Annotated in this window: 21 protein-coding genes; 11 read left to right on the forward strand and 10 right to left on the reverse strand. The window is 51.5% G+C overall.

Annotation, left to right across the window (positions count from 1 at the left end; genetic code table 11):
• Window positions 1–39 precede the first annotated feature (39 nt).
• Window positions 40–486, reverse strand: coding sequence for a thioesterase family protein (locus H8K43_RS05525; protein ID WP_186902898.1), 447 nt, complete (start codon window positions 484–486; stop codon window positions 40–42).
• A gap of 313 nt (window positions 487–799) precedes the next feature.
• On the opposite strand from H8K43_RS05525, the gene H8K43_RS05530 reads away from it, so the two are divergent.
• The 6 genes from H8K43_RS05530 to trmB all read left to right on the forward strand — a co-directional run bounded on the left by H8K43_RS05530 (window position 800) and on the right by trmB (window position 8,745).
• Window positions 800–2,149 carry an ATP-binding protein gene (locus H8K43_RS05530; RefSeq protein WP_186902899.1) on the forward strand — a complete coding sequence of 450 codons (1,350 nt, stop codon included), beginning with the start codon at window positions 800–802 and terminating at the stop codon, window positions 2,147–2,149.
• Window positions 2,150–2,196: 47 nt separating this feature from the next.
• A complete protein-coding gene (locus H8K43_RS05535) occupies window positions 2,197–4,926 on the forward strand; it encodes an EAL domain-containing protein (protein WP_186902900.1) in 2,730 nt (909 codons plus the stop codon).
• A gap of 95 nt (window positions 4,927–5,021) precedes the next feature.
• On the forward strand, window positions 5,022–5,864 hold the full coding sequence (locus H8K43_RS05540) for an HDOD domain-containing protein (protein WP_186902901.1): 843 nt from the start codon (window positions 5,022–5,024) through the stop codon (window positions 5,862–5,864).
• A gap of 87 nt (window positions 5,865–5,951) precedes the next feature.
• A complete protein-coding gene (nosR, locus tag H8K43_RS05545) occupies window positions 5,952–7,280 on the forward strand; it encodes a response regulator c-di-GMP phosphodiesterase, NosR family (protein ID WP_230403678.1) in 1,329 nt (442 codons plus the stop codon).
• Window positions 7,280–7,810 (forward strand): response regulator, encoded by a 531-nt coding sequence (locus tag H8K43_RS05550; protein ID WP_186902902.1) that lies wholly within the window; start codon window positions 7,280–7,282, stop codon window positions 7,808–7,810. Before nosR ends, H8K43_RS05550 begins: the two co-directional genes overlap by 1 nt.
• Window positions 7,811–8,028: 218 nt before the next feature.
• Entirely contained in the window at window positions 8,029–8,745 is a 717-nt protein-coding gene (gene trmB / locus H8K43_RS05555; protein WP_186902903.1) for a tRNA (guanosine(46)-N7)-methyltransferase TrmB, read from the forward strand.
• 105 nt (window positions 8,746–8,850) lie between these two features.
• Here the strand turns inward: trmB and H8K43_RS05560 are convergent, their stop codons facing one another.
• From H8K43_RS05560 to H8K43_RS05595, 8 genes are all read right to left on the reverse strand, one after another.
• Complete coding sequence (locus tag H8K43_RS05560) at window positions 8,851–9,636, reverse strand: fumarylacetoacetate hydrolase family protein (protein ID WP_186902904.1); 786 nt, start codon at window positions 9,634–9,636, stop codon at window positions 8,851–8,853.
• 81 nt (window positions 9,637–9,717) lie between these two features.
• Window positions 9,718–11,046 (reverse strand): MFS transporter, encoded by a 1,329-nt coding sequence (locus H8K43_RS05565; protein WP_186902905.1) that lies wholly within the window; start codon window positions 11,044–11,046, stop codon window positions 9,718–9,720.
• 125 nt (window positions 11,047–11,171) lie between these two features.
• Window positions 11,172–12,143: a PfkB family carbohydrate kinase gene (locus tag H8K43_RS05570; RefSeq protein ID WP_186902906.1), complete on the reverse strand. Its 972-nt coding sequence runs from the start codon at window positions 12,141–12,143 to the stop codon at window positions 11,172–11,174.
• Window positions 12,143–14,131 (reverse strand): alpha-amylase family glycosyl hydrolase, encoded by a 1,989-nt coding sequence (locus tag H8K43_RS05575; protein ID WP_186902907.1) that lies wholly within the window; start codon window positions 14,129–14,131, stop codon window positions 12,143–12,145. Before H8K43_RS05575 ends, H8K43_RS05570 begins: the two co-directional genes overlap by 1 nt.
• Window positions 14,132–14,224: 93 nt before the next feature.
• Window positions 14,225–16,534, reverse strand: coding sequence for a TonB-dependent receptor domain-containing protein (locus H8K43_RS05580; protein ID WP_186902908.1), 2,310 nt, complete (start codon window positions 16,532–16,534; stop codon window positions 14,225–14,227).
• A 640-nt stretch (window positions 16,535–17,174) separates the two neighbouring features.
• Entirely contained in the window at window positions 17,175–18,233 is a 1,059-nt protein-coding gene (locus H8K43_RS05585; protein ID WP_186902909.1) for a LacI family DNA-binding transcriptional regulator, read from the reverse strand.
• A gap of 103 nt (window positions 18,234–18,336) precedes the next feature.
• Window positions 18,337–20,187: a DNA helicase RecQ gene (gene recQ / locus H8K43_RS05590; RefSeq protein WP_186903035.1), complete on the reverse strand. Its 1,851-nt coding sequence runs from the start codon at window positions 20,185–20,187 to the stop codon at window positions 18,337–18,339.
• Window positions 20,188–20,223: 36 nt separating this feature from the next.
• Window positions 20,224–21,054 carry an undecaprenyl-diphosphate phosphatase gene (locus H8K43_RS05595; protein ID WP_186902910.1) on the reverse strand — a complete coding sequence of 277 codons (831 nt, stop codon included), beginning with the start codon at window positions 21,052–21,054 and terminating at the stop codon, window positions 20,224–20,226.
• A 455-nt stretch (window positions 21,055–21,509) separates the two neighbouring features.
• Between H8K43_RS05595 and H8K43_RS05600 the strand changes: the two genes are divergently transcribed.
• The gene (locus H8K43_RS05600) at window positions 21,510–21,974 is read left to right on the forward strand and encodes a hypothetical protein (RefSeq protein WP_186902911.1); all 465 of its coding nucleotides are present in this window, start codon (window positions 21,510–21,512) and stop codon (window positions 21,972–21,974) included.
• A gap of 7 nt (window positions 21,975–21,981) precedes the next feature.
• On the opposite strand, the gene H8K43_RS05605 is transcribed toward H8K43_RS05600, so the two are convergent.
• Complete coding sequence (locus H8K43_RS05605; RefSeq protein WP_186902912.1) at window positions 21,982–22,251, reverse strand: YkgJ family cysteine cluster protein; 270 nt, start codon at window positions 22,249–22,251, stop codon at window positions 21,982–21,984.
• Window positions 22,252–22,512: 261 nt separating this feature from the next.
• Here H8K43_RS05605 and H8K43_RS05610 point away from each other — a divergent pair, with 261 nt between their 5' ends.
• The 4 genes from H8K43_RS05610 to H8K43_RS05625 all read left to right on the forward strand — a co-directional run bounded on the left by H8K43_RS05610 (window position 22,513) and on the right by H8K43_RS05625 (window position 25,767).
• Complete coding sequence (locus tag H8K43_RS05610; protein ID WP_186902913.1) at window positions 22,513–23,151, forward strand: TetR/AcrR family transcriptional regulator; 639 nt, start codon at window positions 22,513–22,515, stop codon at window positions 23,149–23,151.
• A 193-nt stretch (window positions 23,152–23,344) separates the two neighbouring features.
• Entirely contained in the window at window positions 23,345–23,995 is a 651-nt protein-coding gene (locus H8K43_RS05615) for a protein-L-isoaspartate O-methyltransferase family protein (protein WP_186902914.1), read from the forward strand.
• A gap of 17 nt (window positions 23,996–24,012) precedes the next feature.
• Window positions 24,013–24,336 (forward strand): rhodanese-like domain-containing protein, encoded by a 324-nt coding sequence (locus tag H8K43_RS05620; RefSeq protein ID WP_186902915.1) that lies wholly within the window; start codon window positions 24,013–24,015, stop codon window positions 24,334–24,336.
• Between the two features lie 111 nt (window positions 24,337–24,447).
• Entirely contained in the window at window positions 24,448–25,767 is a 1,320-nt protein-coding gene (locus H8K43_RS05625) for a TolC family outer membrane protein (RefSeq protein WP_186902916.1), read from the forward strand.
• Window positions 25,768–25,808: the final 41 nt, after the last annotated feature.

Here is a 25,808-nt window from a genome sequence, read left to right on the forward strand (position 1 = left end):
GAAAAGTGAAAAGTGGAACAGCAAGTTTAAACGAAAAATTCAGTTGGGCAGCCAGTTCGCCTGCGGGAACTTGGCCATGAATTCTGGTGGCATCGCAACGACTTTACTGATCTGGTAGTCGAAAAATACAAAGCCAGACTTTGCCATCGCGATCAGCGTGTTATCCGCTGGACGTGTAATACGGAAAATAATATCGCCGCCATATTTGTTGAAGTCCATCACCCCGACTTCAAACAGCAACTGGTCACGTGCATGTGCTTCGGCTTTGTAGGTGGTCGCCAGGTCAGTCACGATGATGCCCAGTCCCTCATTGGCTGTTTCACGGATACCAAACTCAAACATAAAGCGGGCGCGGGCTTCTGAGATCATCGACACCATAGAATCATTACCGACATGGTTGGCGGCATTGATTTCAGTCACCCTGACATTAAGCTGGGTGCGGTAGTAATACTGATCTTCAGGAAACTGTAGTTGTAAGCGTGCCATAGGGATATCAAGCGGGAGAGAGTAAAAAATTGTACTGACGGCGCAGTCAGATAATGAATTTCCTCATTGTAACGGTCTTTTACCTCTCTCTTGAAATTCAGAAAAAGTCAGCGCAAGAATGAGAAACATTTCCTTGAGTTAACAATTGTTTGAATCTTGCTGCTTGTAAATACTTAAATACTGAGTAGTATGAAATTCAGGAAAATAGAACCAAAGCTGGGCTACGGGGGCGCAAGGTGCGCCACAAAGATATGAAATAGTTGTTTTTCGGGTAATTATTTGGCAGGGCAGATCAGCTGATGTGGGGCCAGAGATGGAAAACCAATTTGAATATTTCGACTTATCTGCGCCAGCACCGGCGACCACAGCGGCTGCCAGTGCCAGTCAGCCTGCGAGTGTCAGTCAGGAAGTAGCGCAACATAATCGTCTGAAATATCTGATTGATAATACGCCTGCGATTATTTACAGCAGCGTGCCGACCGGCGATTTCAAAATGACTTATGTCAGCTCCAATGCGCAACGCATACTGGGCTACGATTCCGCGATGATGGTATCCGATCCGAATTTCTGGTTTGATCACATTCATCCTGAGGATGTGCCGCAGATATTTTCCAGTCTGGCCATGCTGTTCTCGGAAGGCGAGCGTACCTACGAATACCGTTTTAAAAACAGCAATGGCCACTACATCTGGATGCACGATATGTTGCGCCTGATCCGGGATGAGGCTGGCAATCCGCTTGAAGTAGTGGGTTCATTGACCGACATCAGCGAACGCAAGGCGATGGAAGAGTCGCTGCAAAAAAAAGGCGAGGAGCAGAAACAGTTAATCCATAAGCTGCAAGAGGCGCAGGATCAGTTGATGCAATCGGAAAAAATGGCCTCGGTGGGTCAACTGGCCGCAGGTATTGCCCATGAAATCAATAATCCTATCGGTTTTGTAAATTCCAACATGGGATCATTGCAGGGTTACGTAGAGAAGCTGTTTGAAGTCCTTGGACAATATGAGCAGTTAATTCTCCAGCCCCAGGCAGCGCAGTCTGCGGTCGCACGGGTCAACGCCATCAAAAAAGAAGCCGATCTGGAATTCCTGCAGGAGGATGTGGAAGATTTAGTCAGAGAGTCTATGGATGGCCTGAAACGGGTGCGCGACATCGTACAGTCACTCAAAGATTTTTCGCATGTCGGTGAAACTGACTGGCAAGAGGCAGATATCCATCATGGCATAGACAGTACGCTCAATATCGTGATCAATGAGATCAAATATAAAGCCACCGTGATCAAGGAATACGGCAATTTGCCGAATGTACGTTGCGTCATTTCGCAAATCAATCAGGTGGTGATGAATCTCTTGGTCAATGCCTCACATGCGATCAAGGATAAAGGCAATATCACCATCAATACCGGATGCAAGGATGACTGGATCTGGATACGTATCAGTGATACAGGATCCGGTATTCCGCCTGAAATCATGACACGTATTTTTGAACCTTTTTTTACCACTAAGCCGATAGGCAGCGGAACCGGTTTGGGCTTGTCGCTGTCGTACGGAATTATCAAGAAACACAATGGACGTATTGAGGTGAAAAGCGAGTTGGGTGTGGGGACCAGTTTTACCATACATTTGCCACTGCATCCGGATAAGGTGGAAGTGAACAAAGAATAATTACCGCCACAGATCAGGGACAGATCAGAGAAATCAGGATGCAAGCTATGAGTCAGGAAAATACCAATAAAATCAGGGATGACTTCACTGCGATGCTCAATATCGGCACGGATGGTATGTTCGATAGCATGAGCAGTTTGCGTTTGAGTAGTAATGAAGCCAGAATACTGACGACCATCAGTCCACAGCTGGCACAGATACGCGCACAGTTTGATCGGGCCTTACGCGAGCATATCGCTGATACGCCTTTCCTGTCTTATGGCCTGCCTGACAGTTTGCAGCAACGCATACATCAGCGTCAACGCAGCTATTTTTCACTATTACTGCAGTCCAAATCGGATAGCAGTTTTCTGGCAGATCGCAGCAAAATCGAGTTTGCCCATCAACAAATGGGACTGAACCGCGACTGGTATTTTTCTGCTTACAGAAAATACCTGGGGGCGGTGTGGGGGGATCTGCAGGATATTAAAGCGGATTACCAGCTCTCCTTCAGTGGCATGATGCTGCTGGTGTTTAAGCTATGCATGTTCGACCTCGGGCTGGCGCTGGAAGTATATTCTGAAGTCGAGAAAAAGCGTTTTTTTGAAAGCTATATCGCCGATATGCAGGTGCCGCCACCGATGCTGGCAGAAACCCGCCAAGCTGGTTTGGTGGATCACTCCAAGCGTAAAAAACTCGATACGCTGCTACAGTCTTCGATAGATCATTCACCACAGATAAGCGGGCATCTGAGCGTCTGCTATCTGGGGCTGGATCAATATGAACAAGTTGCTGAAAGCTATGGCTTCGAAGCTTCACGGCTGGTGTTACAGACCATAGAAATGCGTTTACGTGCTGAACTGCGCGATCATGATGTGATTACCCACCTTGGCGCTGGTGAATACTTGCTGATCTTGCCTGGCCATGCTGACTCTGCTGAAGTGCTGGCGCTTTGTCAGCGCGTCATGAATACTTTCACGCAAGCGATTTCCCTGATTGACCAGAAACTGAATATGTCCTGTTGCATAGGCATCGCCATGTATCCGGACGATGGGCAATTGGCAGAGGATATTTCCAGATGCGCTGAAGTCGCATTTCGCAGAGCGCGCGAATGTGGGTGTGGCAATCTGCGTTTTTATTCATCGGCCCTGAATGGCCCGGTCGATGAACAGATAGCGCTGGCCTCAGATTTGCGCTTAGCGATACAGGACAATCAGCTGCACTTGTTTTATCAACCTAAAGCGGACCTGCGTACCGGAAAAATAACAGGATGCGAGGCTTTACTTCGCTGGCAGCATCCAACGCGGGGTGAAATCTCACCGGCAAAATTTGTACCGATTGCAGAGCAATCCGATTTAATCGTGTTGCTGGGCTATTGGGTGATACGACGTGCGTGTGAGGATATTCAGCGCTTACTGGCACAACAGCTGGCGCAGCCGGTCGTGGCGATTAATGTATCACCACGCCAGTTGAAGGAGGTGGATTTTCCGGAACGTATGCTGGCCATTATGAATGAGTACGGCGTGACAGCTGCGCACATCTCGCTAGAGGTGACGGAGAGTGTGTTGATAGGCTGCGATGAGGAATTTGATGCCTTATTTTTCCGGCTGAAAAACCTGGGCTTCAGCCTGTCGCTGGATGATTTTGGAACGGGTTATTCTGCACTCGGTTATCTGAAGCGTTTTTCATTTGATTATGTCAAAATCGATCAGTCTTTTGTCAGGGAATTGCCTGGCCATCAGAGCGATGCCTCGATCTCTAAAGCCATCATCTCCATGGCGCATAGCATGGGGATGGAGGTGATTGCTGAGGGTGTAGAGACAGAAGCACAATGTAAGTTTTTTTCAGATAATTTATGCGAACAAGTGCAAGGCTATTTCTATGCACGCCCTATGCCATTTGCGCAGTTACTGGATTTCATACGTCAGGATATCAGTCTGCATCCACATGTATTACAGGCTACCCGGCCGGAGCGTACTTTACTGCTGGTGGATGATGAACCCAATATTTTGTCTGCACTCAAACGCTTGCTGCGTAAAGATGGCTATCGCATCCTGACCGGCAACAGCGCGAGTGAAGGCTTAGAAATACTGGCCAGTGAAAATGTCGATGTGATTATGTCGGATCAGCGCATGCCTGCGATGTCAGGTGTCGAATTTCTGCGTCAGGCCAAGGCCTTATATCCGGATACAGTCAGGATCATCTTATCCGGCTACTCCGAACTGCAATACATTACTGACGCGATCAATGAAGGTGCAATCTATAAGTTTCTGACCAAACCCTGGGATGATGAGCAAATACGGAAAAATATCAGTGATGCATTTCAGTTTAAGGAAATTCTCAATGAGAACCGCAGATTGAATGTGGAGATACAAAGCAGTAACCGGGAATTGGCGAAAACCAATCGCCAGCTATCGGACATTTTGAAGCAAAAGCAGAATCAGATACAAAGAGATGAGGTCAGCATTGGTGTGATCCGCGAAATTTTGCATCAGATACCATTTCCCCTAATTGGGATTGATGACGAAGACCGTATCGCATTTTGCAATCTGCAGGCAGAAGAATTATTACCTGGTGCCGCAGTGAATCTGGATAATGAACTGCATCAGGTATTTCCAGAGCTGGCGCAGCGTTTAAACGGGCCAGATCAGCAGGACATGACTTTTGTGCAGATCAGCGGGAAAACTTACCATGTCGATTGCCGCGCAATGGGAAAACACTCTGGCTCGAACGGACGTATTATTATTTTTCTTCCAGTGGCGGGGATGCGTGAAACGGGGAGTCAGGAAAGTATATAAATTCGCGCAGGCTCTGGCGCGACACATGCTGCAATAGCGGGAATAATAGCCGGAATAATAGTGGGAAAAAATAGCAGGAATATCAGAGGTTCTATATGAGTGCCATATCTGCAGAACAGCTTGTACGTGCACTGGAGGAACTGCCCTCCTTACCACAGGTATTGTCTGAACTGATAGAGGCCATCGAGCACGATAATGTGGATCAACGCTCCATCATCATGCGGATTGCTCAGGATCAGGCCTTAACCTCTAAAACTTTACGTCTCGCAAATTCTTCTTTTTATGGCTTGTCCTACCGCGTAAATTCCTTGTCAGATGCGGTTTCTATACTCGGTTTTCGCAGTCTGCGCACACTGGTGACCAGTACTGCCATCGCCAATCTGTTACGCCGCTTTGTGTTGGAGCGGAATGACGTGGACTATTTTCTCGAGCATTCTATTTCGGTCGCGATTTTTGCCAAATTGCTGGCTGCGCACATCTGTGCCAATCAGGAGCAAGCCTTTACCACCGGGCTGATCCATGATCTGGGTAAGTTAGCGCTGGTGACAAAATTCCCCGCCGAATATGCTGCGGTGAAGCGCTATCAGAAAGAGCAGGATTGCGCACGTTATGAGGCTGAAAATGCCGTGCTTTCTATGAGCCATGCATCGATAGGGGCAATGCTTGCGCGCAGATGGCGCTTTCCGCTCGAGATGCAACAGGCGGTCAGTGCGCACCATGATCCGGTTACGGCAGAAACCAGTGAATTGGCTATGCTGATGACCGTAGCGAATATTTTTGCCAAAGTACGTGTAAGCGACGAGGAACGCATCCATTTGCTGCGTGAATCCAGTTATGCATGGCAGCGTCTGGAATTGAATGAAGAATTATGTCTAAGGATTTTTGCGATGGAGAAGCAGCAATATGCCGAAATCAGCCAGATTTTACTCAGTCACTGATCCTGCTGACTTAGTCGGCAGAGCAGGCTGAACGCTATTGATTTAACGCATAGCCACCAACCACTTAGCCCATTTGGGAAAGCAGGCATGATGAATACAGAATTGCATGCTGAGCCGCAGACTGAACGCGTCTACCGCATCTTATGCGTCGATGACGAGCCGAATATTTTGTCATCGTTGCGCCGTTTGTTCCGTGGCAAAGGATATCAGGTCCTGATCGCTAATGGCGGTCAGGAAGGACTGGCTACGCTGGAAACAGAAACGGTTGATCTGGTCATTTCAGATATGCGAATGCCGGTGATGGATGGAGCAGTTTTTCTCGAACATGTCAGGGCACGCTGGCCAGATACCATACGCCTGCTGCTGACTGGTTACGCTGACATACAATCGATCATCGATGCGATTAACCGTGGCGAAATTTATCGCTACATCACCAAACCCTGGGACGATAACGACATTGTCCTGATCGTGCGGCAGGCGCTGGAACGCAAAGCCCTGGAGCAGGAAAAACTCAGGCTGGAAGAGCTGACCTTAAGGCAGAATGAAGAATTAAAAACGCTCAATGCCAGCCTGGAGATCAAAGTCGAGGAGCGCACAGCCGATCTCAGAAAAGCGCACGAATCGCTGTTGAGTGCGAATGATAAACTCAAGGATAGTTTTCTGACCTCGATCAAGGTATTTTCCAGCGTGATCGAAATGCGCGGCGGTAAGCTGATGGGGCACTCGCGCCGGGTGGCTGATCTGGCGCGCAAGATCGCACGGCGCATGGGGCTGGAAAGCAAAGATACGCAAGAGATTTTTGTCGCTGCCTTGTTGGCAGATATAGGCAAAATCGGATTTTCTGATGAATTGCTGGAGACACCATTGAATCAGATGAATGGCGACCAGTTAGGCCAGTTTCACAAACATACTCTGCGGGCCGAGCAATTGCTGATGCCGCTGCAGGATTTGCAGGGAGCGGCGCGCATTATCCGCTTCCAGCATGAGCGTTACGACGGCCGTGGTTTTCCCGATGCGATCGCGGGAGACCAGATTCCGCTGGGCTCCAGAATACTGGCGCTGGCTGGCGATTATGATAGTTTGCAAATAGGCTGCCTGGTCCCTAAGCGCGTACATCCGGATGATGCCTTGCCACTTATCGTGCGTGGTGCCGGTAACCGCTATGATCCCAAGGTGGTTGAAGCTTTTCAGCAGGTTATGGGTAATGTCAGCGAGGAGCCGCATGATAAAGAAGTCATGGTGCTGCAGTTATTGCCTGGCATGGTGTTGTCGGCGGACGTGGTATCCAAAGACGGTATGCTCTTGTTACCCGCTGACTTTGTGCTGGATGAAGGGGTGATAGAAAAGCTCAGGCTTTTCAGTGAACCTGTACATGGCCGTATGGCTGTTCGTATCTATACCAACAGGAGGAAATGATGCGAAGAATTCTTTTACTGGATGATGAGCAGAATGTACTCTCAGCCTTAAAACGCAGTTTCAGAAGCATTGCGCGTAACGACCAGCTCAGGATAGATACCTACAATGTGCCTGAGGAAGCATTAGCGCATTTGCAGGATACTGCTTACGATTTCATTATCTCTGACTATCATATGCCATCCATGAATGGCATAGGTTTCCTGACGCTGGCCAAAGCGATACAGCCGGATGCGGTGCGTATGATGCTGAGTGCGTCTGCTGAGTTCAAAACCATACTTGGCGCGATTAATGAGGCGGAGGCTTTCCGTTACATTGCCAAACCCTGGACGCAGGAAGAACTGGCTGATACTTATCAGGCTGCTTTGCAAAAGCGCGATCAGATACTCGAAGACCGGCGGCTGGCCGATGAATTACGCGTGCAGCGCGGTCAGCTCTCACCGCAGGAAGAGGCGTTGCGCAGGCTGGAAGAGAGTGAGCCAGGCATCACCAAAGTGAAGTGGGGTGCTGACGGTTCGGTTATGCTCGAGTAAGCAAGGGGGGCTGATGCAAAACCGACGCGGCGGCCCTGGTTCTTTGCTGATCTTGAGCGGGAAGGCAATGTGCGGCTGGCTTTGTGTTGGTTTGAAACTGGCGTGGTCTGGTAAAATGCCGCCTTTCTGTCCTGTTCTGTAGCCGGTTGTCTGATCTCAGTATTGTCACTGCGATATCTTCCGCTTCACAGTATGACCTCTTTTTACTGAAACTCCGTATGTCCGACTCTACACCTGCTGACAACAGCAAAACGCTGTTTTATGACCCGACTGAACGTCGTATCCGTAGCTTTGTCACCCGCACTGGCCGTGTCTCTGACGCGCAGGCCCGCGCAATCGAAACGCTTGGACCTGTCTTTTGCATCCCTTATCAAAAATCCCTGCTTGATATCGATGCGACTTTCGGCCGTCAGGCACCGACTGTGTTTGAAATCGGTTTCGGCATGGGGGAGACCAGCGCCAAAATTTCTGCCAGCATGCCTGAGAAAAATTTCATCGGCGTCGAAGTGCATACGCCTGGCGTAGGCAGCCTGCTCAAGCTGACCGATGAAATGGGCTTGAAAAATCAGCGCATCATCCAGCATGACGCGGTTGAAGTGCTGAATTACATGATTGCGCCGGAATCGCTGCATGGCGTCCATGTGTTCTTCCCTGATCCCTGGCATAAGGCGCGCCATAACAAGCGTCGCCTGATTCAGGGTCCGCTGGTGCAATTGCTGGCATCACGACTGGCGCCGGGCGGCTATCTGCATTGCGCAACGGACTGGGAAGAATATGCCGTGCAGATGCTTGAAGTGCTGAGTGCTGAACCTGCTTTGGAAAATACCGCAGAGGCATATGCGCCACGCCCAGAGTATCGTCCTGTGACGAAATTCGAAAACCGTGGCCTGCGTCTCGGTCATGGCGTGTGGGATCTGGTGTTCCGCAAAAAATAAGTCTGCGCGTCATAGCGCCAGCCGTGCTTGCCGCACGGCGCGCTGTATCAAACTGCTCACTCGTCAGAAAAAAAGCAGCCGTGTGGCTGCTTTTTTTTTTGCCCGTCAGCGTGGCTTGAACTGCAATTGCATCACACCCAGCTTGCCAAAGCGGACTGATACCGGCACGTATAGTGGTACGTCCGGGCTGCCGGCGTAGGAGCCGGTAATCACAAACTGGCCTTGTCGTAATCCCATGCCCTGACTGCGCAGGAATTCAGCCAGCCAGTACAGCGGCTGACGCGGGAATCCGGCCGGATGTTCGCCGCGTAATTGCTGTATGGTCTGTGCTTGCGTCTGGATTTCTATGTTAATAAGGCCAGGCTCATTGCCCAGGTAATCCGCAGCCAGTTGTGGCCCCAGCACGCAACCCTGATTGTACAGACCGTCCGCCAGATGTTCGGTGTATTCCGCTGTCTCTGGCTCCAGATAACGGCTGCCTATCAATTCCAGCGCGATATGACAGGCAGAGACTGCCTGATCGACATCCTGCATGCCATACGCAGCTTCACGGGGCGGTAAATCCTGACCCAGTACAAATGCCAGTTCCGGTTCTATGCGCGCCATTCCATGCAGGGGCAGCAGGCTGATGCTATTGTCGTTTTTGAATACGCGGCTGGCAAAGATGGGCGCCAGTACCACGCGTCCATCGCTGGGGATGCCGCATTTCCAACCTGCTATGGTTTCCCCTGACAGGGATGGAACCAGCGCCTGTATTTGCAAAGCGTCGTCTATACTGCCAGGGCGCAAGGAGAGTGGCAGCCGCTCACCGCGTTGCTGCTGCGTGTGACGCTGGGCTAATTCGGCTGCAGCCTGTTGTTGCGGGGAGTCGCTTGAGGATGTGCTGGTCATGATCTTACCTGTCTGAGGATACGCTGCTTCCGTATAGCGGGTGGAGATCAGCGTATCTTAAACCAGCTCAGCACGGATTGCCTAGTTAGCTTTTATTTTTACCAGGGTTACTGTGGCGGCTGCCAACAATAACAAGGCACCTGCCAGCCGGATCACGTTTTCCGGATTGCCGCCCAACAGGCTGTGGTAGTACAGCGGCAGTGTGAAAATCTGAATAATCATGGGGATCACAATGAACATGTTAAAGATGCCCATATACACACCGGTTTTAGCGGCAGGGATGCAGCCCACCAGCATGACATAGGGATTGCCCATGATACTGGCCCAGGCCAGGCCTATTCCTAACATCGGTAACAGCAACCAGATGGGATCGTGAATGGCAGGTATGCTCAGCATGGCCAGACCAGCCAGCGTCAGGCAAGTGGCATGGGTGAATTTGGCGCCAAAACGCCGTGTCATAGGGATTAATGCGAATGCCGCGATAAAGGCGATGAAATTATAAAACGCACCAATCTGACCATTGAGCAAACCCGCATCACGAAACCCGGCAGAGCTGGGATCACTGGTGTCGAACAAGGTACGAGCCAGTGATAACACGATGTATTGCCAGTAGCAGAACATGCCATACCACTGAAACAGCTTCATCACAGCCAGCTGGCGCATGGTCAGGGGCATTTCTTTGAACGCATTCAGTATGTCTTTGAGCGTGGTTTTCCAGCCGGCCGGCTCCGCCTGAATCGCCTTAATTTCTTCTGTAGTCAGAGGAATTTCCGGTGTGGTCTTCAAGGTCCATAAGATAGACGCCAGCGAAAAGAAAGCGCCTATCATAAAGGCGGCGATCACGATGTGCGGGATATGCTGGGCGTTCACCGCATCCTTGTTCATCCCCAGCCAGACCAAAAGAGACGGCGTCAGATAAGCCAGCGTCTGGCCCAGCCCGGTAAATGCGCTCTGCGTCAGAAAGCCCAGCGTATGCTGGCTGCGATTCAGCTTGTCACTGACAAAGGCACGGTAAGGTTCCATCGTCACATTATTCGCTGCATCCAATATCCACAGCAGACTGGCTGCCATCCACAACACCGGGCTATAAGGCATTGCGAGCAAGCCCAGGCTGCACAATATGGCACCGATCAGAAAATACGGCGTACGGCGGCCCCAGCGGCTGATGGTGCGGTCGCTCATGGCACCTATCACCGGTTGCACCAGTAAGCCGGTGACCGGCCCAGCCAGCCATAGATAGGGCAGGCTGGCTTCATCCGCGCCCAGATACGAGTAAATCGGACTCATGCTGCTTTGCTGTAAACCGAAGCTGAACTGGATGCCGAAGAAACCGACATTCATATTGACGATCTGCCAGATATTCAGCAAAGGGCGCTGTGTGCTGCTGGCGGGTGAACTCTGATGATTCATACTCTTTCCTGTCTCTTGAGGATAAGTGTCTGCTGCGCTTTCTGTTATGCGTGTTGCGCGTATGGTGTGTTTTGTGCGCCCTGAGTATTCACGGCAGCTTATGGCGTGTTATTCCAGGCCTTTTCTCAGGTCTTTTCCCATACCTTTTCCCAGGCCTGATAAAACGGCTTATCGCCGACTGCACCACGCACGCCGCAAATCGCCGAGGCAAATGCCTGTGCTCTCTGCAAACTCAGCAAGCGCGGCCAGTCGCGTAACATGCCCAGCAAAACTATCGCAGAAAAGGCATCCCCGGCACCGACGGTGTCGACTACGTCTATCGCAGACGCAATGCTGCCGCGGCTTTCCAGACCTTCGCCATCTACATACAAATAGCCTTGCGCGCCCAGGGTCACGATCAGTGTCTGCAGCTTGCAGGTCTGCAATAACTCACGTAACAGCTCGATTGAGGGGATGCCTGGTGCGCTGAATTGTTGTTCTGCAGGCGTAGACAAACCCGGATACAGGCGCAGTAAGACCTGTAATTCATCTTCATTGATTTTCAGGATATTTGCCGCAGCAATTGAGCGCAGTATGGTATCGCGACTGGCCTGATCCTGACGCAGGTTCAGGTCCAGATAGCGCAGTGCGCTTGATTGCTTCAGTATGTCGTCTAATGCCTGATGCGAAGCCGGTGCGCGCTGCGCCAGGGTGCCGAAGTAAATGATATCCCTGTCTGGTGGCACTGCAAACGAGGCATTACGCTGCGCACAGGCCTGGCTGGCAGATGCGCTGGCTATGTGATCATAGGCCTGATCTGGCAGGATATGGAACTGATGGCTGAGCAGATCGTGGGTATGCTGTATCTCCACACTGACTTTTCCAGTCGGGAAGTGGGGATCAGTTTGCAGCCCGGCATCTGACATGCCGAATTTGTGCATATCTTCGCGTATCCAGGTGCCGTAAGGGTCGTCACCAATTCGCGAAATGAATAGCGGATCGCAGCCGAAATAAGCCAGCGTGCGGGCCACGTTGTAGGGTGCGCCACCTATCACCGGGCCATCCGGGAAATCATCGATCAGTACTTCACCGAATATGCAGATATTTGAGGCGGACATCAGTTCACTCCTGTTGCAGATAAATTCGATGCGATCAGCCAGCATTGCGACCAGGCTGGAATCAGCAGTATATCCGGCGGAACTTCGCCATCCGGGGTTTGCCAGCATCGTGATATTGAGCTGGCAGTTGGCTGTATGGATGCTAGTTGTTGCGCAAGTGTGCTCAGTATCACCGTCTGTGGCTGATCAGAGAAATTTCCAATGAAAACAAAGGGCGCACGGGCTTCACCGCGACTGAATGCCAATAAGGATGAGGAGTTTGTATGCAGCAGACTTCGGGCTGCCTGCGCTTGTAATTGCGGTAGCTTGCGGCGCCATTGCAGCAATTGCTGCAGACCTGAGCTGCACAGATGTGCCGCACTGCCAGCCGTTTGGCTTTGTGCAGCCAGCGCCGCATTCCATTGTGGCCGGTGCAGCCAGCGAGCGTCGTACTGATGGGCAGCGACTGAACGGTAATCCTCATTGTTTTCCTGCGCAAATTCATCACCCATGTAAATCAGTGGCATACCACCGAAGCAAAAACTCAAACCATATAACAGCAATTGACGCTGCACAGCTGTGCGTCTTTGTTCTTCATCAGTCGCGCGGCTTAAGCCACATAGCGCAGCGGCCATGCCTACCGTGCCATGCACCGCAGCAGGATCGCTGGCCTGAAAGCTGGCGCCGCTGGCGAAGCTGTCGCCCTGTCCCGCAAAAAACTGGCTGACTGCCGACAGTCTTTGTTCTACATCCATCGCTTGCAGATTGGCTTCCGGACGCAATACATTCCAGCCTATGTCGTCATGGCACCGCACATAGCTGAGCCAGCCGGTGTTCGGTGGCAGTTGCGGTGTGCCAGCGATGACTGCTGAAATCAGGCTGGTATTTTGTTCCGCGACCGCGACCCAGGCGGCTGCCATCAGGCTGCTGTGATAAGCGAGATGACATTCCTGCACGCCACCCTGCACATCACCCAGATAGGCGGGCAGATCACGGGTTGCGACGATTGCCTCTGCCTTCAACAAGACGCCGGGCATCGTGATTTCAGTGATGCAGCGCAGGCATTGCAGTAGCCAATGCGCCTCCGGCTGATTCATGCAAGTTGTGCCCGGCCGTTTCCATAAGAATGCGGTGGAGTCGAGCCGGAATACTTCTATGCCACGATTGGCCAGTTGCAGCAAAGCCGCTGTCATGTCCAGAAACACGGCAGGATTGCTGTAGTTCAGATCCCATTGATACGGATAAAAGGTGGTCCATACCCAGGACTGCAGCGCATCGATGTAGCTGAAGTTACCTGGCGCTACCTGAGGAAAAACCTGACCCAGCGTGGCTTCAAACTGATCCGGCACTGTCCGGTCAGGATAATGGTAAAAATAATCGCGATACTTCGCATCGCCCGCACGCGCTGCAATCGCCCAAGGGTGATCGTCGGCGACATGATTCAGGATAAAGTCAGAACACAGACTGATACCGGATTCGCGTAATGCCTGAGTCAGTTGTTCCAGATCCTGCATACTGCCCAGCGTGGCTTCGACCTGATTGAAATCGGATACGGCAAAGCCGCCATCATTCTCACCGGCCCGCGCTTTGAGGAAGGGTAGTAAGTGCAGGTAAGTCACGCCCAGCTGCTGCAGATGTGGGATACGTTGTATGACGCCTTGCAGCGTGCCGGCAAAGCGGTCGGTATAAGCGCAATAGCCCAGTCTGTCTTCACGGGTGAACCAGTCGGGCTGTTGACTGCGTTGCTGATCCAGTGCCTGTAGTCCGGCCGGGCGCGCCTGCAGCGCATCGGCCATGACTTGCATCAGGTGCAGGCACCAGTTTTTCAATTGCACCTCGTCGGCAAAGCGCGTTGCGTATAGCTGGCTTAAGCGCGTGATCAGCGTTGGTGCGTGCTGCGTAAAGCGCAGTTCTGCAGTGGTTCTGAGCGCAGGCGCAAGCTGCATCAGAAAAGCCTCCTTGCAGGCACTGAGCAGGGCGGTGGAATTGGATGAAGAATGGACAGGCATAATGGTCTGGTTAAAATGGGCTCCCCCGGTAAGTAGGGGTTACAGGGGGAGCTCAAGTGCTGCGGGGACAATCGGTCGTACTGAGTTTCAGACTCAGAACGAATATTTCAAGGTGGCGCGTATGCTGCGTCCGTTGATGGAGCGCGCAGCATGTCCATCGCCTTCGACTTCGGTGTAGCCTATGGTGTTGAGTAAATTATTGATGCTTACCGACGCCTGCAGGCGTTCTGTCAGCTGATAGTTGGCAAAGGCGTTCAATACATTGAAGCCACCCAGCGTCAGGGTATTGCCATCGTCGCCATAGGACTTGGTGGTGCCGATCAGGCTGGCGCCAAAGACGGCATCACCCATGGTGTAGGTGGGAGCGATCTGATACACATACTTAGCCTGGCGTCTTGGCGTTTTTCCTATGATACTTTTATCGGCTGCTGCGGTGATGTTGGCATTGGTATACGTCAGTCCACCGGTCATGCGGAAGGCGCCGATTTTATAACTGGCTTCGACTTCCAGACCTTTTGCATCATAGGTGTTAGATGAAAATTTCTGCGTGGTCGCTTCGAAATTAGACTCTGAGGTTTTGGCCTGGAACAGAGTTACAAAGCTGCTGAAATCGCCGCTTTTCCACTTCACACCTGCTTCGTTTTGCTTGACGATATTGGTGCTGATCGGTGTGCTGCCATCCAGTGGGTTACCAAACATAATGCGATCGGCATTGAACGCGATACCATCGCTGGTACGCGCAAACAAGGCCAGATCTTTATTCAGGCGGTAGTTCACACCGACCGAATACGAAGTGTGATTCACATCGTAATTGATGAACTTGGTATTGGCCTGAATGTAAGTCTGTTTAACGGCCTGATTGTAAGTGCCGCTGGCATTTTGCTTGTCATAGCGCAGGCTGGCATCGACATTCCAGTCGCCTTTTTCCCAGCCCAGATTGGTGTACAGGGCATTGGTTTTGTATTGGGCATCGATGGCGCGGTTACAGCAGCCACCCCACACATCAGTACCTTGTGCCAGCAAGCCCGGGCTGCCTGCGACGGTAGCGGCAGAATTCAGCAGTGCCGGTTTATCGCCGCTGGCCTGCATCAGATATTGATTGAAATTCCAGGTCAGTGCGACATTTTGTATGGAGCTGAAATAACCCACGGTAGTCGCGAGTTTGCCTTCTGCCAGCTCGAACGCACGTGATAAGCGCACATCATTGGTGGTGCTGCCCAGATCATCCAGCGAGGTATTGAAGACAGTGGCCGTAAAAGCCGGACCGCTGTAAGCCTTACCTGCATTAGGCCCGGTTGCATATGTCATACCGCTGCTATTGTTGGCATTGTCCGCCGGGAAGATAGAAATGAAACGGCCGGTATTAGTCGATTTGCGGAATTTTTCATCCAGCGTCCAGCCATTGCCTACATTTAAAGAAGCCTCTAAGCCGAAGGCATTGCTCACTGCATGCAAGCCATCATTCACATTTGTGGAGACTTTGTTGTTGTTTTTATCCAGTACGATATCGCGCGTCCAGTAAGGCGAGTAAAAGCTGACAGTACGCGGATCAATGCCTGCCATTTCAGAGATAGAACCGTTCACGGTACGGACAGGTACTGGCATATTCATCGGCGTTTTGTCGTCCAGATGTTTGACGCTCAGGCGGATGTAGCCATTGTCCAGTTCATGCGTGATATTGGCGCGCAACTGGCCGCCATCTTCAGCGGTGACACCGGCCGGACGCGAACTGTCACCATTACGATAAAAGCCAGCGATAAACATCCGTGTTTTTGGTGACAGTGCTGCACCATAGTCGAAATCGAAACGGGTCTGGTTAAAATCCAGGCCTTTGGTGATACCTATGCTGCCGCCTTTTTCCTTACCATTTTTGCTGATGAAGTTAATGATGCCGCCAGGTGCATTGGTCGCCATCGTCGATGCGGTACCGCCGCGTACCACTTCCAGGTGGCTCAGGCTGCCATCGGCGCGCAGATACATATCGGGTGTGGCAAAGGCGATGTCACCGAACAGCAATACCGGCAAACCGTCTTCCTGGAATTGCACATAGCGCGCGCCACCGGCAGAGATCGGTACGCCACGCACGGTCAGGTTGGCATTGCCTTCACCACCTGAGGATTCGGCACGTACACCTGGCACGGCGCGCAAAATTTCTGCTGCATTGGTTGGGGCGGACTGGGAAATCTGATCCGCATCGAGCGAGCTGATGGAGACGCTGGCCTTCATTTTCGAGGTGCCGGTCGGTGTGCCGGTCACGATCACCGAATTCAGGTTCAGGGAATTTTTCTCTTTGTCGCTGCTGACTGTGCCGGCTGCTTCCTGCGCCAGTGCACTGCCCATATGGAATACGGCCAGGGATACCAGACTGGCCATGCGTGTCAGTTTGAGGCTATGTGATGTCATTTCTGTCTCCATTGTTTTTGCATGCCGACTTATAAGGTGTCGGCGGTTTGGCATACCTGTTAGCACCAAGTCGAACTTTTGCCGGTGTTCAGCATGGACAACTCAGGAGCAAAAGACCTCCAACAATCCTCGCCTTGCCCAGCAATGGTGAGAGCGGTGCTGGTTTAGCGATCCGGCAAGCATTCTTGAAGATCTTTTGCACTGTAGGTGAGCTGCATTATGGTGCAAGTTATTTTTCTTTGCAATCGATTGCAAAGATGCGGTGCAATAAGTTTTATTTTGGTGCAGGGAATAAAATTCGCTGTTGTTTCAAACGAGATAGAGTCAGGCTGCGGACGAAAACGATTGCATCACTCTTGCCAGTCAGGCGCTAAAGACTCAGCTTTGATGCGCTCTTAGACTGCTTTTCTTGGTGTAAAGTTGAATTGATTTTGTCTGCAATATGCAACGCTTCAGCGTTTGGTAGGTAATTTTTGATGCGATGCACAATAAAAATTGAGCGGAAATAAGCCGATTTTCATTGTGTCTTCCGGGTGTGCTTGCAGTATTTTGCAAACGTTTGTAATTGATGGGCGACTGTTGTCTGCTCAGCCTGCCGGATCAGAAAATGAAACAGGTTTTGCGTCGCCTTAGTGCTGGCTCACTGGCTGCTGCGACGGATGATGAGTTCGGTATCCAGCAAAAATGCCTGACTGGCATGCGTATCGATTTGCTGTAATAAGGCATCGACCAATGCCAGTCCGGCGACCGGCATGGGTTGCCGGATGGTCGTCAGTGGTGGATGAAAATAGCGAGCCAGCTCAATATCGTCATAGCCGACGACTGCGACATCGGCGGGAACGCTGAAGTCGCGCTCGCGCAGTGAATTAATCGCTGTCATGGCCAGCAAATCGCTGCAGGCGAACAGGGCATCGAATTTCACCTGACGTGCGCACAGTTCGGCTACCGCCTGTTTGCCACCATCTTCTACAAATGATGCCGCCACTACGAGTTCCTCACGCACAGGCAGCCCGGCTTCGCTCAGCGCTGCACAGTAGCCCTGATAACGCTGACTGACTTCCGGTAGCTGGATGTCGCCAAAAAAAGCAATCGCGCGGCGTCCCTGATCCAGTAAATGGCGGGTAGCGAGTTTGCCACCGTTGATGTTATCGCTGCCTACCGTCACGTACAGTTGTTTTGGAAGTTGCGCACCCCACACCACCAAAGGCACTTGACGCAATGCGAGTTCATTGAGCTGATCATGGTGGCGCCATTGACCAATCAGGATAATGCCGGAGGCGCGGCCTGTGTCATAGATCTGCGATACGCTGTCCAGCTGCTCTGCATCGACGCGCGAGACCAGCATGTCAAAACCGCGCTCTGTCAATGCGTCGGCCAGACTACCCAGCATGCCCAGAAAAAACGGATCGGTTAAATGTTGGCGGGTGGCGCTGTCAGATGGAATCACGACCGCAATGGTGCGGCTTTGCTTCAGACGCAGATTTTGTGCGCCGATATTGATGGAATAATTGAGCGACTTGGCCAGTTCAGCAATGCGGGTCTTGGTTTCATCATTCACCAGCTTGCTGCCGCTTAATGCGCGCGATACGGTGGATGTGGAAACCCCTGCCAGTCTGGCGATATCTGCCATTTGCAGGCGGCGCTGTTCCTTTTTATCGGCGCGCTGAGTCGTGTTGGCGGTGTCCGGGCTAGTCTTCATCTGATCTGCGTGTAGAGTGAGCGGAGCTGTAGGCTGTAGCTTATAGGCTCCTAGCATAGCAAATCCGCTCAGCGCTTGGGTAAAGTTCCTGCTCGCTGAAGTCTTAGCTTGTGCTGAGTTCTGCGATCAGTTGCAGGATGTCATTGCCATAGCTCTCCAGCTTTTTATCGCCGACGCCAGAAATTGCACGTAAATCGACCAGAGTTTGTGGTGCATTTCTGGCGATTTCGCGCAGTGTCGCATCGGGGAAAATCACATAGGCCGGTACATTATGTGTGCGTGCCGTTTCAACCCGCCACCAGCGCAGCTTATCGAACAGTTGCCGCTGCTCGCCGCTGAGTTCACTTTCTGCGTAATCTTTGGCTGACTGACGCTTATGCTTGAGCGCTTTTTCAGCTTTCTTATACTGCCTGAGCTGTATCTTCGTTTCACCGCGCAGCACAGGGCGCGCAGCTTCGGTCAGTCTGAGCGCGCTGTAGTTATCGTAATCGACTGCGATCAGTTCCAGCGCGATCAGCTGCCGCAATAAGGCGCGCCATTCAGCCTCGCTTTTGTCTGAGCCTATGCCGAAGGTGGAGAGCTGATCATGGCGCCATTGTTTGACGCGGTCGGTATCAATACCGCGCAAAATATCCACCACATGGCCGGCTGCAAAGCGCTGATCGACGCGGTAAATGGTGGACAGGATTTTTTGTGCTGCGACAGTGCCATCAAAGGAAACCGGCGGACTTAAGCAGGTATCGCAATTGCCGCATGGGCTTGAAGCCTGACCAAAGTAATCCAGGATATGCACGCGGCGGCAATTGATGGTCTCACATAGTGCCAGCATCGCTTCCAGCTTGACGCTTTGCACCCGTTTATAGGCTTCATTGGCATCGGACTCATCGATCATGCGACGCTGCTGCACCACATCCTGCAGACCATAAGCCATCCAGGCATTTGCCGTCGCGCCATCACGACCGGCACGTCCGGTTTCCTGATAATAGCCTTCTATACTTTTCGGCAGATCCAGATGGGCGACGAAGCGCACATCTGGCTTATCGATACCCATGCCAAACGCAATTGTCGCGCACATCACGATGCCGTCTTCACGCAGGAATTTCGCCTGATTTTTGCTGCGCTCGGTCAGCTCCATACCAGCATGGTAGGGCAGGGCGCTGATGCCATGTTCATTTAAAAAAGCGGCGGTTTCTTCGACTTTTTTGCGCGACAGACAGTACACGATGCCCGCATCGCCATTGTGCTGGGCTTCGATAAAATCGAGTAATTGCTTACGTCCATTCGCTTTCTCTACGATTTGATAGCGTATATTCGGACGGTCAAACGAGGAGACAAACTGCAGCGCATTTTCCAGCTGCAAGCGGTGTATGATTTCATCGCGGGTTTGCTGATCGGCGGTCGCTGTCAGCGCGATGCGCGGTACATGTGGAAAGCGTTCATGCAGGGTGGACAGTCGTATATACTCGGGCCGGAAATCATGTCCCCATTGCGATACGCAGTGCGCCTCATCGATCGCAAACAGGGCGATGTCGAGTATCTCCAGTAACTCCAGACAGCGTTGGGTGAGTAAGCGTTCTGGCGCGATGTACACCAGATCGAGTTCACCTTCGCGCATTTTCTTTTCCACTTCCAGGATCTGATCAAAGCTCTGGGTAGAATTCAGGAAGGCGGCACGCACACCGACTTCCGCCAAAGCATCGACCTGATCCTGCATCAGTGCGATCAGCGGTGAAACGACGATGCCTACGCCGCGCCGTATCAAGGCGGGTATCTGATAACAAAGGGATTTACCACCGCCGGTGGGCATCAGCACCAGGGCGTCACCACCCTGTATCACATGATCGACGATCTGCCCTTGTTGCGAGCGGAAAGCGGGGTAACCGAATACGGTCTGCAGTAAATGCAGCGCCTGATCCGTGCTTTCCCCGCTATCCTGGCTGTGTTGGTCTTGCAGGCCGTAATGGCTGTTGGAACTGAATGAGGACACTACTTAATCAACCCACTGAATGGCACCCGTGTAGGCGGTGATCAGGATCATGATGCCGAAGGCAATGCGGTACCAGGCAAAGACCTTGAAGTCATGCGAGCTGATATAGCGCAGTAACCAGCGCACACAAAAGAAAGCAGAGATGAAGGCTGCAACTGTACCCAGGGTGAACATAGGTACATCTGCCATGGATAAGTCATTGCGAGCTTTGTACAGCGAGTAGACCGTGGCGCCGAGCAGCGTTGGAATGGCCAGGAAAAAGGAAAATTCAGTCGCGGCTTTACGTGACAAACCAAACAGCATGCCGCCAATGATAGTCGCACCCGAACGGCTGGTGCCTGGTATCAGCGCAAACGCCTGTGCCAGTCCGATTTTGATGGCATCAGTGATGGTCATATCGTCCACGGAATCGATGCGTGCGACTTGCTGATCCGCAGGTTTACGTTCCACCCACAGAATGATGAAGCCACCAATAATGAAAGCGAGTGCAACCGGTACCGGTGCGAACAATACCGCCTTGATGTGTTTGGAAAACAGCACGCCAAGTACAGCCGCAGGTAAAAACGCGATGAACAATTTCAATGCGAAAAAACGCGCTTTTGCATCCGATCCCAGGCCGCACAGCACGCTCGCGATTTTTGCGCGGTATTCCCAGCAAACCGCAAAAATGGCACCCGCCTGAATGACGATCTCAAATACTTTTTGTGTTTCGCCTGTGAAGTTGAGCAGACTGCCGGTCAGGATCAGATGTCCGGTGGAAGAAATGGGCAGGAATTCAGTCAGACCTTCGACGATACCCATGATGATGACTTTGATGGCGAGTAATAAATCCATATGCTAAATCTGTCGTGTTTGTGGTGAGGAAGTAAAAAACCGGAGCGAAGCTTACCATGTCAGGCTGAGCGGCTGTTGAGTTTTCATAGTAAAACCAGCTTGAATTCAAGCGGGGGGCGCAGTACAGACGGAGAAAAAAATCCTCGTCGCTTAGTATCCAGGTGAGAGCGGTGTGCAGCAGTTCATTGCTGTTTACAACATCCTGACTTGAGCAAGCTGATCGTCGGGGTTGGATTTTCTTTTATGCATGGATTTCACTGATTGGTACTGAAATTTAATGCCAATCAGTATTTGATTGAGCGGTATGTTGTTATTGCCGATACTTCCGGATCCCAGTGTAGTGGCAGTGTTCTGTTCGTGTAGCACCGTACAGTCACCGCGACGAGCGCTGCTACCATGAGCGAGCGATGTTTGATGTGTACATTGGTCGCCGCTACTGATCTGATACCGGAGGCATGATGACTAAGAATGAAAGCACTTCCCTGCACACCGAGGCCGCTCCAGCCGTAAGTGCCTGCTTTGGCGAATTTCAGCAACAAGCCGAAATTTCCTCATCCGAAACGACACGCATGGGTGTCTACCAGTTTCAGCTGCAGCCTTTCCGTGCCGCCAAAGGGATGGTGATGGAAGTCGAGCGCGAAGGCCAGCGCATTATTTCTGCGCATTTACCTGCCTCGTTTTCACGCGGGGTGATGCGTAGCGCGAGCATCCATATTCGTGGTGCAGAGTATTTGCTGCTGGCGGCCAGTTCTGCCAGCCGTATGCTGGCGCATAGCAAGCGCTGGTTTGCGATGTTCCGCGCCGATGGCAAGAAAATCTATGCCACCAGTCTGGAGCAACATGTGGCGCGGGTATTGCCTATGGAAGATGGTGTCTCCCTGCTGTTTATGAATGGGGACTCCATGCGCATCAAACTCTGAATTTGACTCAGGGACAGGTCGCCAGCTCCAGTGCATTCAGCCACTGTATCGCCTGTTCCTTATTCTCCCCACACATCTCCGCCGACGCCTGCAAGCCTGAACAACAGGCCGGGCGCTCAGGCCGGCCAAAAATCATACACAAGCCCTGTTCCGATAATTGCACACATGCGACACCGGCTGCTTTGCCGTGCGGCATACCAGGTATAGGGCTAGAGATCGAAGGTGCGATACAGCAGGCGGCACAGCCGGGACGGCAAGAAAAAACGGGATTTTGCATGAAAAGGGGCGGCTGGCTAACGATGAGAATTGCATAAAAACGGGGTTTTCTGCAATTAAAGCACAGGATTTTGCATTTCATCGCATTTCGCTGTGTTTCCTGTGAGCGCTTTGGCATGATGCGTCTGCATTCCGGCTTGACGCTCATACGGGGGCGGATTACATTACTGACTCAAGAGTAAGTTATTCAAAATTGGCATTTTCTTCTGGCGCTACGGCGCAAGTGTGGAGATGACCGACAGATACCGCGAGTAGTAGTGATATGTTATGTCCTTGTAAGCCCAAGTGGGAAAGGCGCAAAGAGGCGCGACCCCAAGAGTTATTAGCCGCTGCGCTGGATTTGTTCGTTGAGCGCGGCTTTGCCGCGACACGTCTGGACGATGTGGCGAAGGCGGCGGGCGTTTCTAAGGGGACGCTGTATTTGTATTACTCGAGTAAGGAAGATTTATTCAAAGCGGTGGTGCGTACCAGCATCGTGCCGCTGATTGGTGAGGCTGAAGAGCTGATTAACCAGTTTACCGGTAGCAGTGAGGAATTGTTCCGGATCGTGATCAGAACCTGGTGGGCCAGCGTCGGTGATACCAAATTATCAGGTTTGCCCAAGTTAATGATGGCCGAAGCGGGAAACTTTCCTGAATTGGCAAAATTTTATCAGGATGAAGTGATTACCCGTGGCGAATTGCTGGTTGCAAATATGCTGAGACGCGGTATGGAGCGCAAAGAAATACGTCAGGTTGACTTGGAAATTGATGCCAGACTATTAATTTCGCCTATCATAATGATGATGATGTGGAAACATTCTGCGGGTGTTTGCCAGGTTGAGCCAGAAAAAATGGGACTTTACCTGGAACATTACATAGAGATGGCCTTGCATGGCCTGTTGATCCATCAAAGTACCTGAGCACCTTGGCCGTCTGACTAAGTTTGAAGAATTTTAAGAATTGTGTGGGGGAATTATCCGCTGATATCCATGATTGCAGATCTTTTGTCCGAATTCCAGCTGTCACCCAGCTGAAAATGACAAGGTAATCCTCAATCTGTGCATGTGCTTTGATAAAATGCGGTTTCCCTTAATAAATGCATCGAGTGAAGAAATGAATATCGAAAAAGCCCGTTTCAACATGATTGAACAACAAATCCGTCCTTGGAATGTGTTGGACAAGGACATTTTAGATATGTTGATCGTTGTGAAACGTGAAAACTACTTCCCGGACGAGCAGAAATCGCTGGCTTTTTTTGACACAGAATTGCCTTTGCCAGGCGGGACAACAGCCATGTGTCCACGCGTAGAAGCGCGTATCGTGCAGGAACTGGCGCTGAAGAAAAATGAATCTGTGCTCTTGCTGGGAGCCGCATCCGGTTACCTGGCTGCCTTGCTTGCCCATATGACACGTCATGTCACTGTGATGGAAGCATCAGCAGAACTCAAAGCGCTGGCTGAAAAAAATCTGGCTGACAATGGCGTACGCAATGTCAGCGTATTGCATGCCAATGGTCTGACTACAGCGCATACCGGTACTTACGATGTGATCGTGGTGGCAGGTGGTCTGGACGTGATGCCGGAACAGTTACAAAAGCAATTGAATGTTGGTGGTCGTCTGCTGGCGATTGCCGGTGCTTTGCCAGTCATGCATGCGAATGTCGTGACCCGTGTATCGGATGCCAGCTTCACTAGCCGCACCGCGTTTGATACAGCAATCGCCCCGCTGTCAGGTTCTGTACCTGCCTCGCAATTTAAGTTCTGATTGAAAGCAGGGAAAGCATGCAACACATTACCGCTACAGAACTTGCGCAGTGGCTCGCAGATAAGAGTAAAGAAACACCGGTATTGCTGGATGTGAGGGAACCTTGGGAATACGAGACCTGTCATATCAGCGGTGCTCAGCTCATGCCCATGCAGACTGTGCCGGTTCGCGCGAACGAGCTCGATCCGGATGCTGTGATCGTCTGCATCTGTCATCACGGCGGACGCAGTATGCAGGTGGCCAATTTTCTGGAGCGTCAGGGATACAGCCAGGTCATTAATCTGACTGGTGGTGTGCATGCATGGGCTGCGCAGGTTGATCCTGCTATGCCAACTTATTAGAACTGACGATATTGGCCTGGTCAGCTGAGGTGAAGTTTGCCTGCTTCTGTTGTACTGAGCTATTAATACGTGAGTCCTGCTTAATAAACTATTTTTCACTCGGAGCGTTTGATGCGTAATCCTATCTTGGCAGCCTTGCTTGCCAGTGCTTTTTTTAGTCTGAATGCTAGTGCGACTGACTTATTGCAGGTCTACAAAGATGCGCTTGCAAATGACGCGCAGTTTGCCAGTGCACGTTCTGCACTGACTGCCGGGCAGGAAAAAGTGGTGCAGGGCCGCGCTGGTTTATTGCCTACGATAGGATTGTCCGGTTCGGATACCCGCTCCCGTATCACTTCACAGTCTGATCTCCCGGTTCCGGACCGCAGCTTTACCACAACCACTAATTCCTGGACGCTGGGTCTGACTCAACCTTTATTCCGTTGGGGTAATTGGGAGCAGTATGAGCAAAGTAAATTATCCGTCGTCGCCAGTGAAGCGCAGTTTGCGCAGTCGCGTCAGGATCTGATCGTACGTGTAGGTCAGGCTTACTTTGACGTACTGGCAGCTCAGGATACGCTGGCGACTTTACAGGCTCAGAAAATTGCGACTGGCGAGCAACTTGCATCAGCTAAGCGTAATTTTGAAGTGGGTACATCGACCATTACAGATACCCATGAGGCACAGGCTCGCTATGATCTGATCACGGCTCAGGAGTTTGCGGCGCAAAGCGATTTGCAGGTAAAACGCTCAGCATTGCAGCAGATCATCGGCAAAGAAGCTGGCGATCTGGCGACCTTAAAGTCAGGTGTAAAGCTCAGTGCGCCACAACCAAATGGCATTAATGAATGGGTCAGCACTGCTGAGAAACAAAATTATAGTGTGGTGGCGAGTGAAGTCAGCGTTGAGATTGCAAAACGCAGTATTGCATTGAGCCGCGCTGGCCATTATCCGACACTGGACCTGGTTGCGAGTACCGGTCGTTCTTCTACGGGAGGCAGTCCGGTTAGCAGCGGTGTCACTAAGCCGACTACGATAGGTGTGCAATGGTCAGTACCGATTTTTGCCGGATTTGCGGTCGATAGTAAAGTCAAGGAATCGATTGCTCTCGAAGAGAAAGCCCGCAATGATCTGGAAGTCGCACGTCGTGCTGCAGCACAGGGCGCACGTCAGGCTTACACTGGCGTCACCAGCGGCCTGGCACAGGTCAAAGCGTATGAGGCAGCGGAAATCTCCAGTCAGTCTGCACTGGATTCGAACAAGCTCGGTTATCAGGTAGGTGTGCGTATCAATATCGATGTACTGAATGCACAGCAGCAGTTGTACACTACTCGCCAGACGCTGGCAAAAGCACGTTATGACACGATTTTGAATGGCCTGCGTTTGAAGTCAGCAGCAGGTATTCTGAAAGAAGACGATTTGCTGGAAATTAACGCTTTGCTGCAAAACTGATCGTCGCAATGCCAAATAAAGAAACCGCGTATCCTGAAAGG

It is taken from the genome of Cognatundibacterium curvum (genome assembly GCF_014284235.1).
Classification (GTDB): Bacteria; Pseudomonadota; Gammaproteobacteria; order Burkholderiales; family Burkholderiaceae_D; genus Undibacterium; species Undibacterium curvum.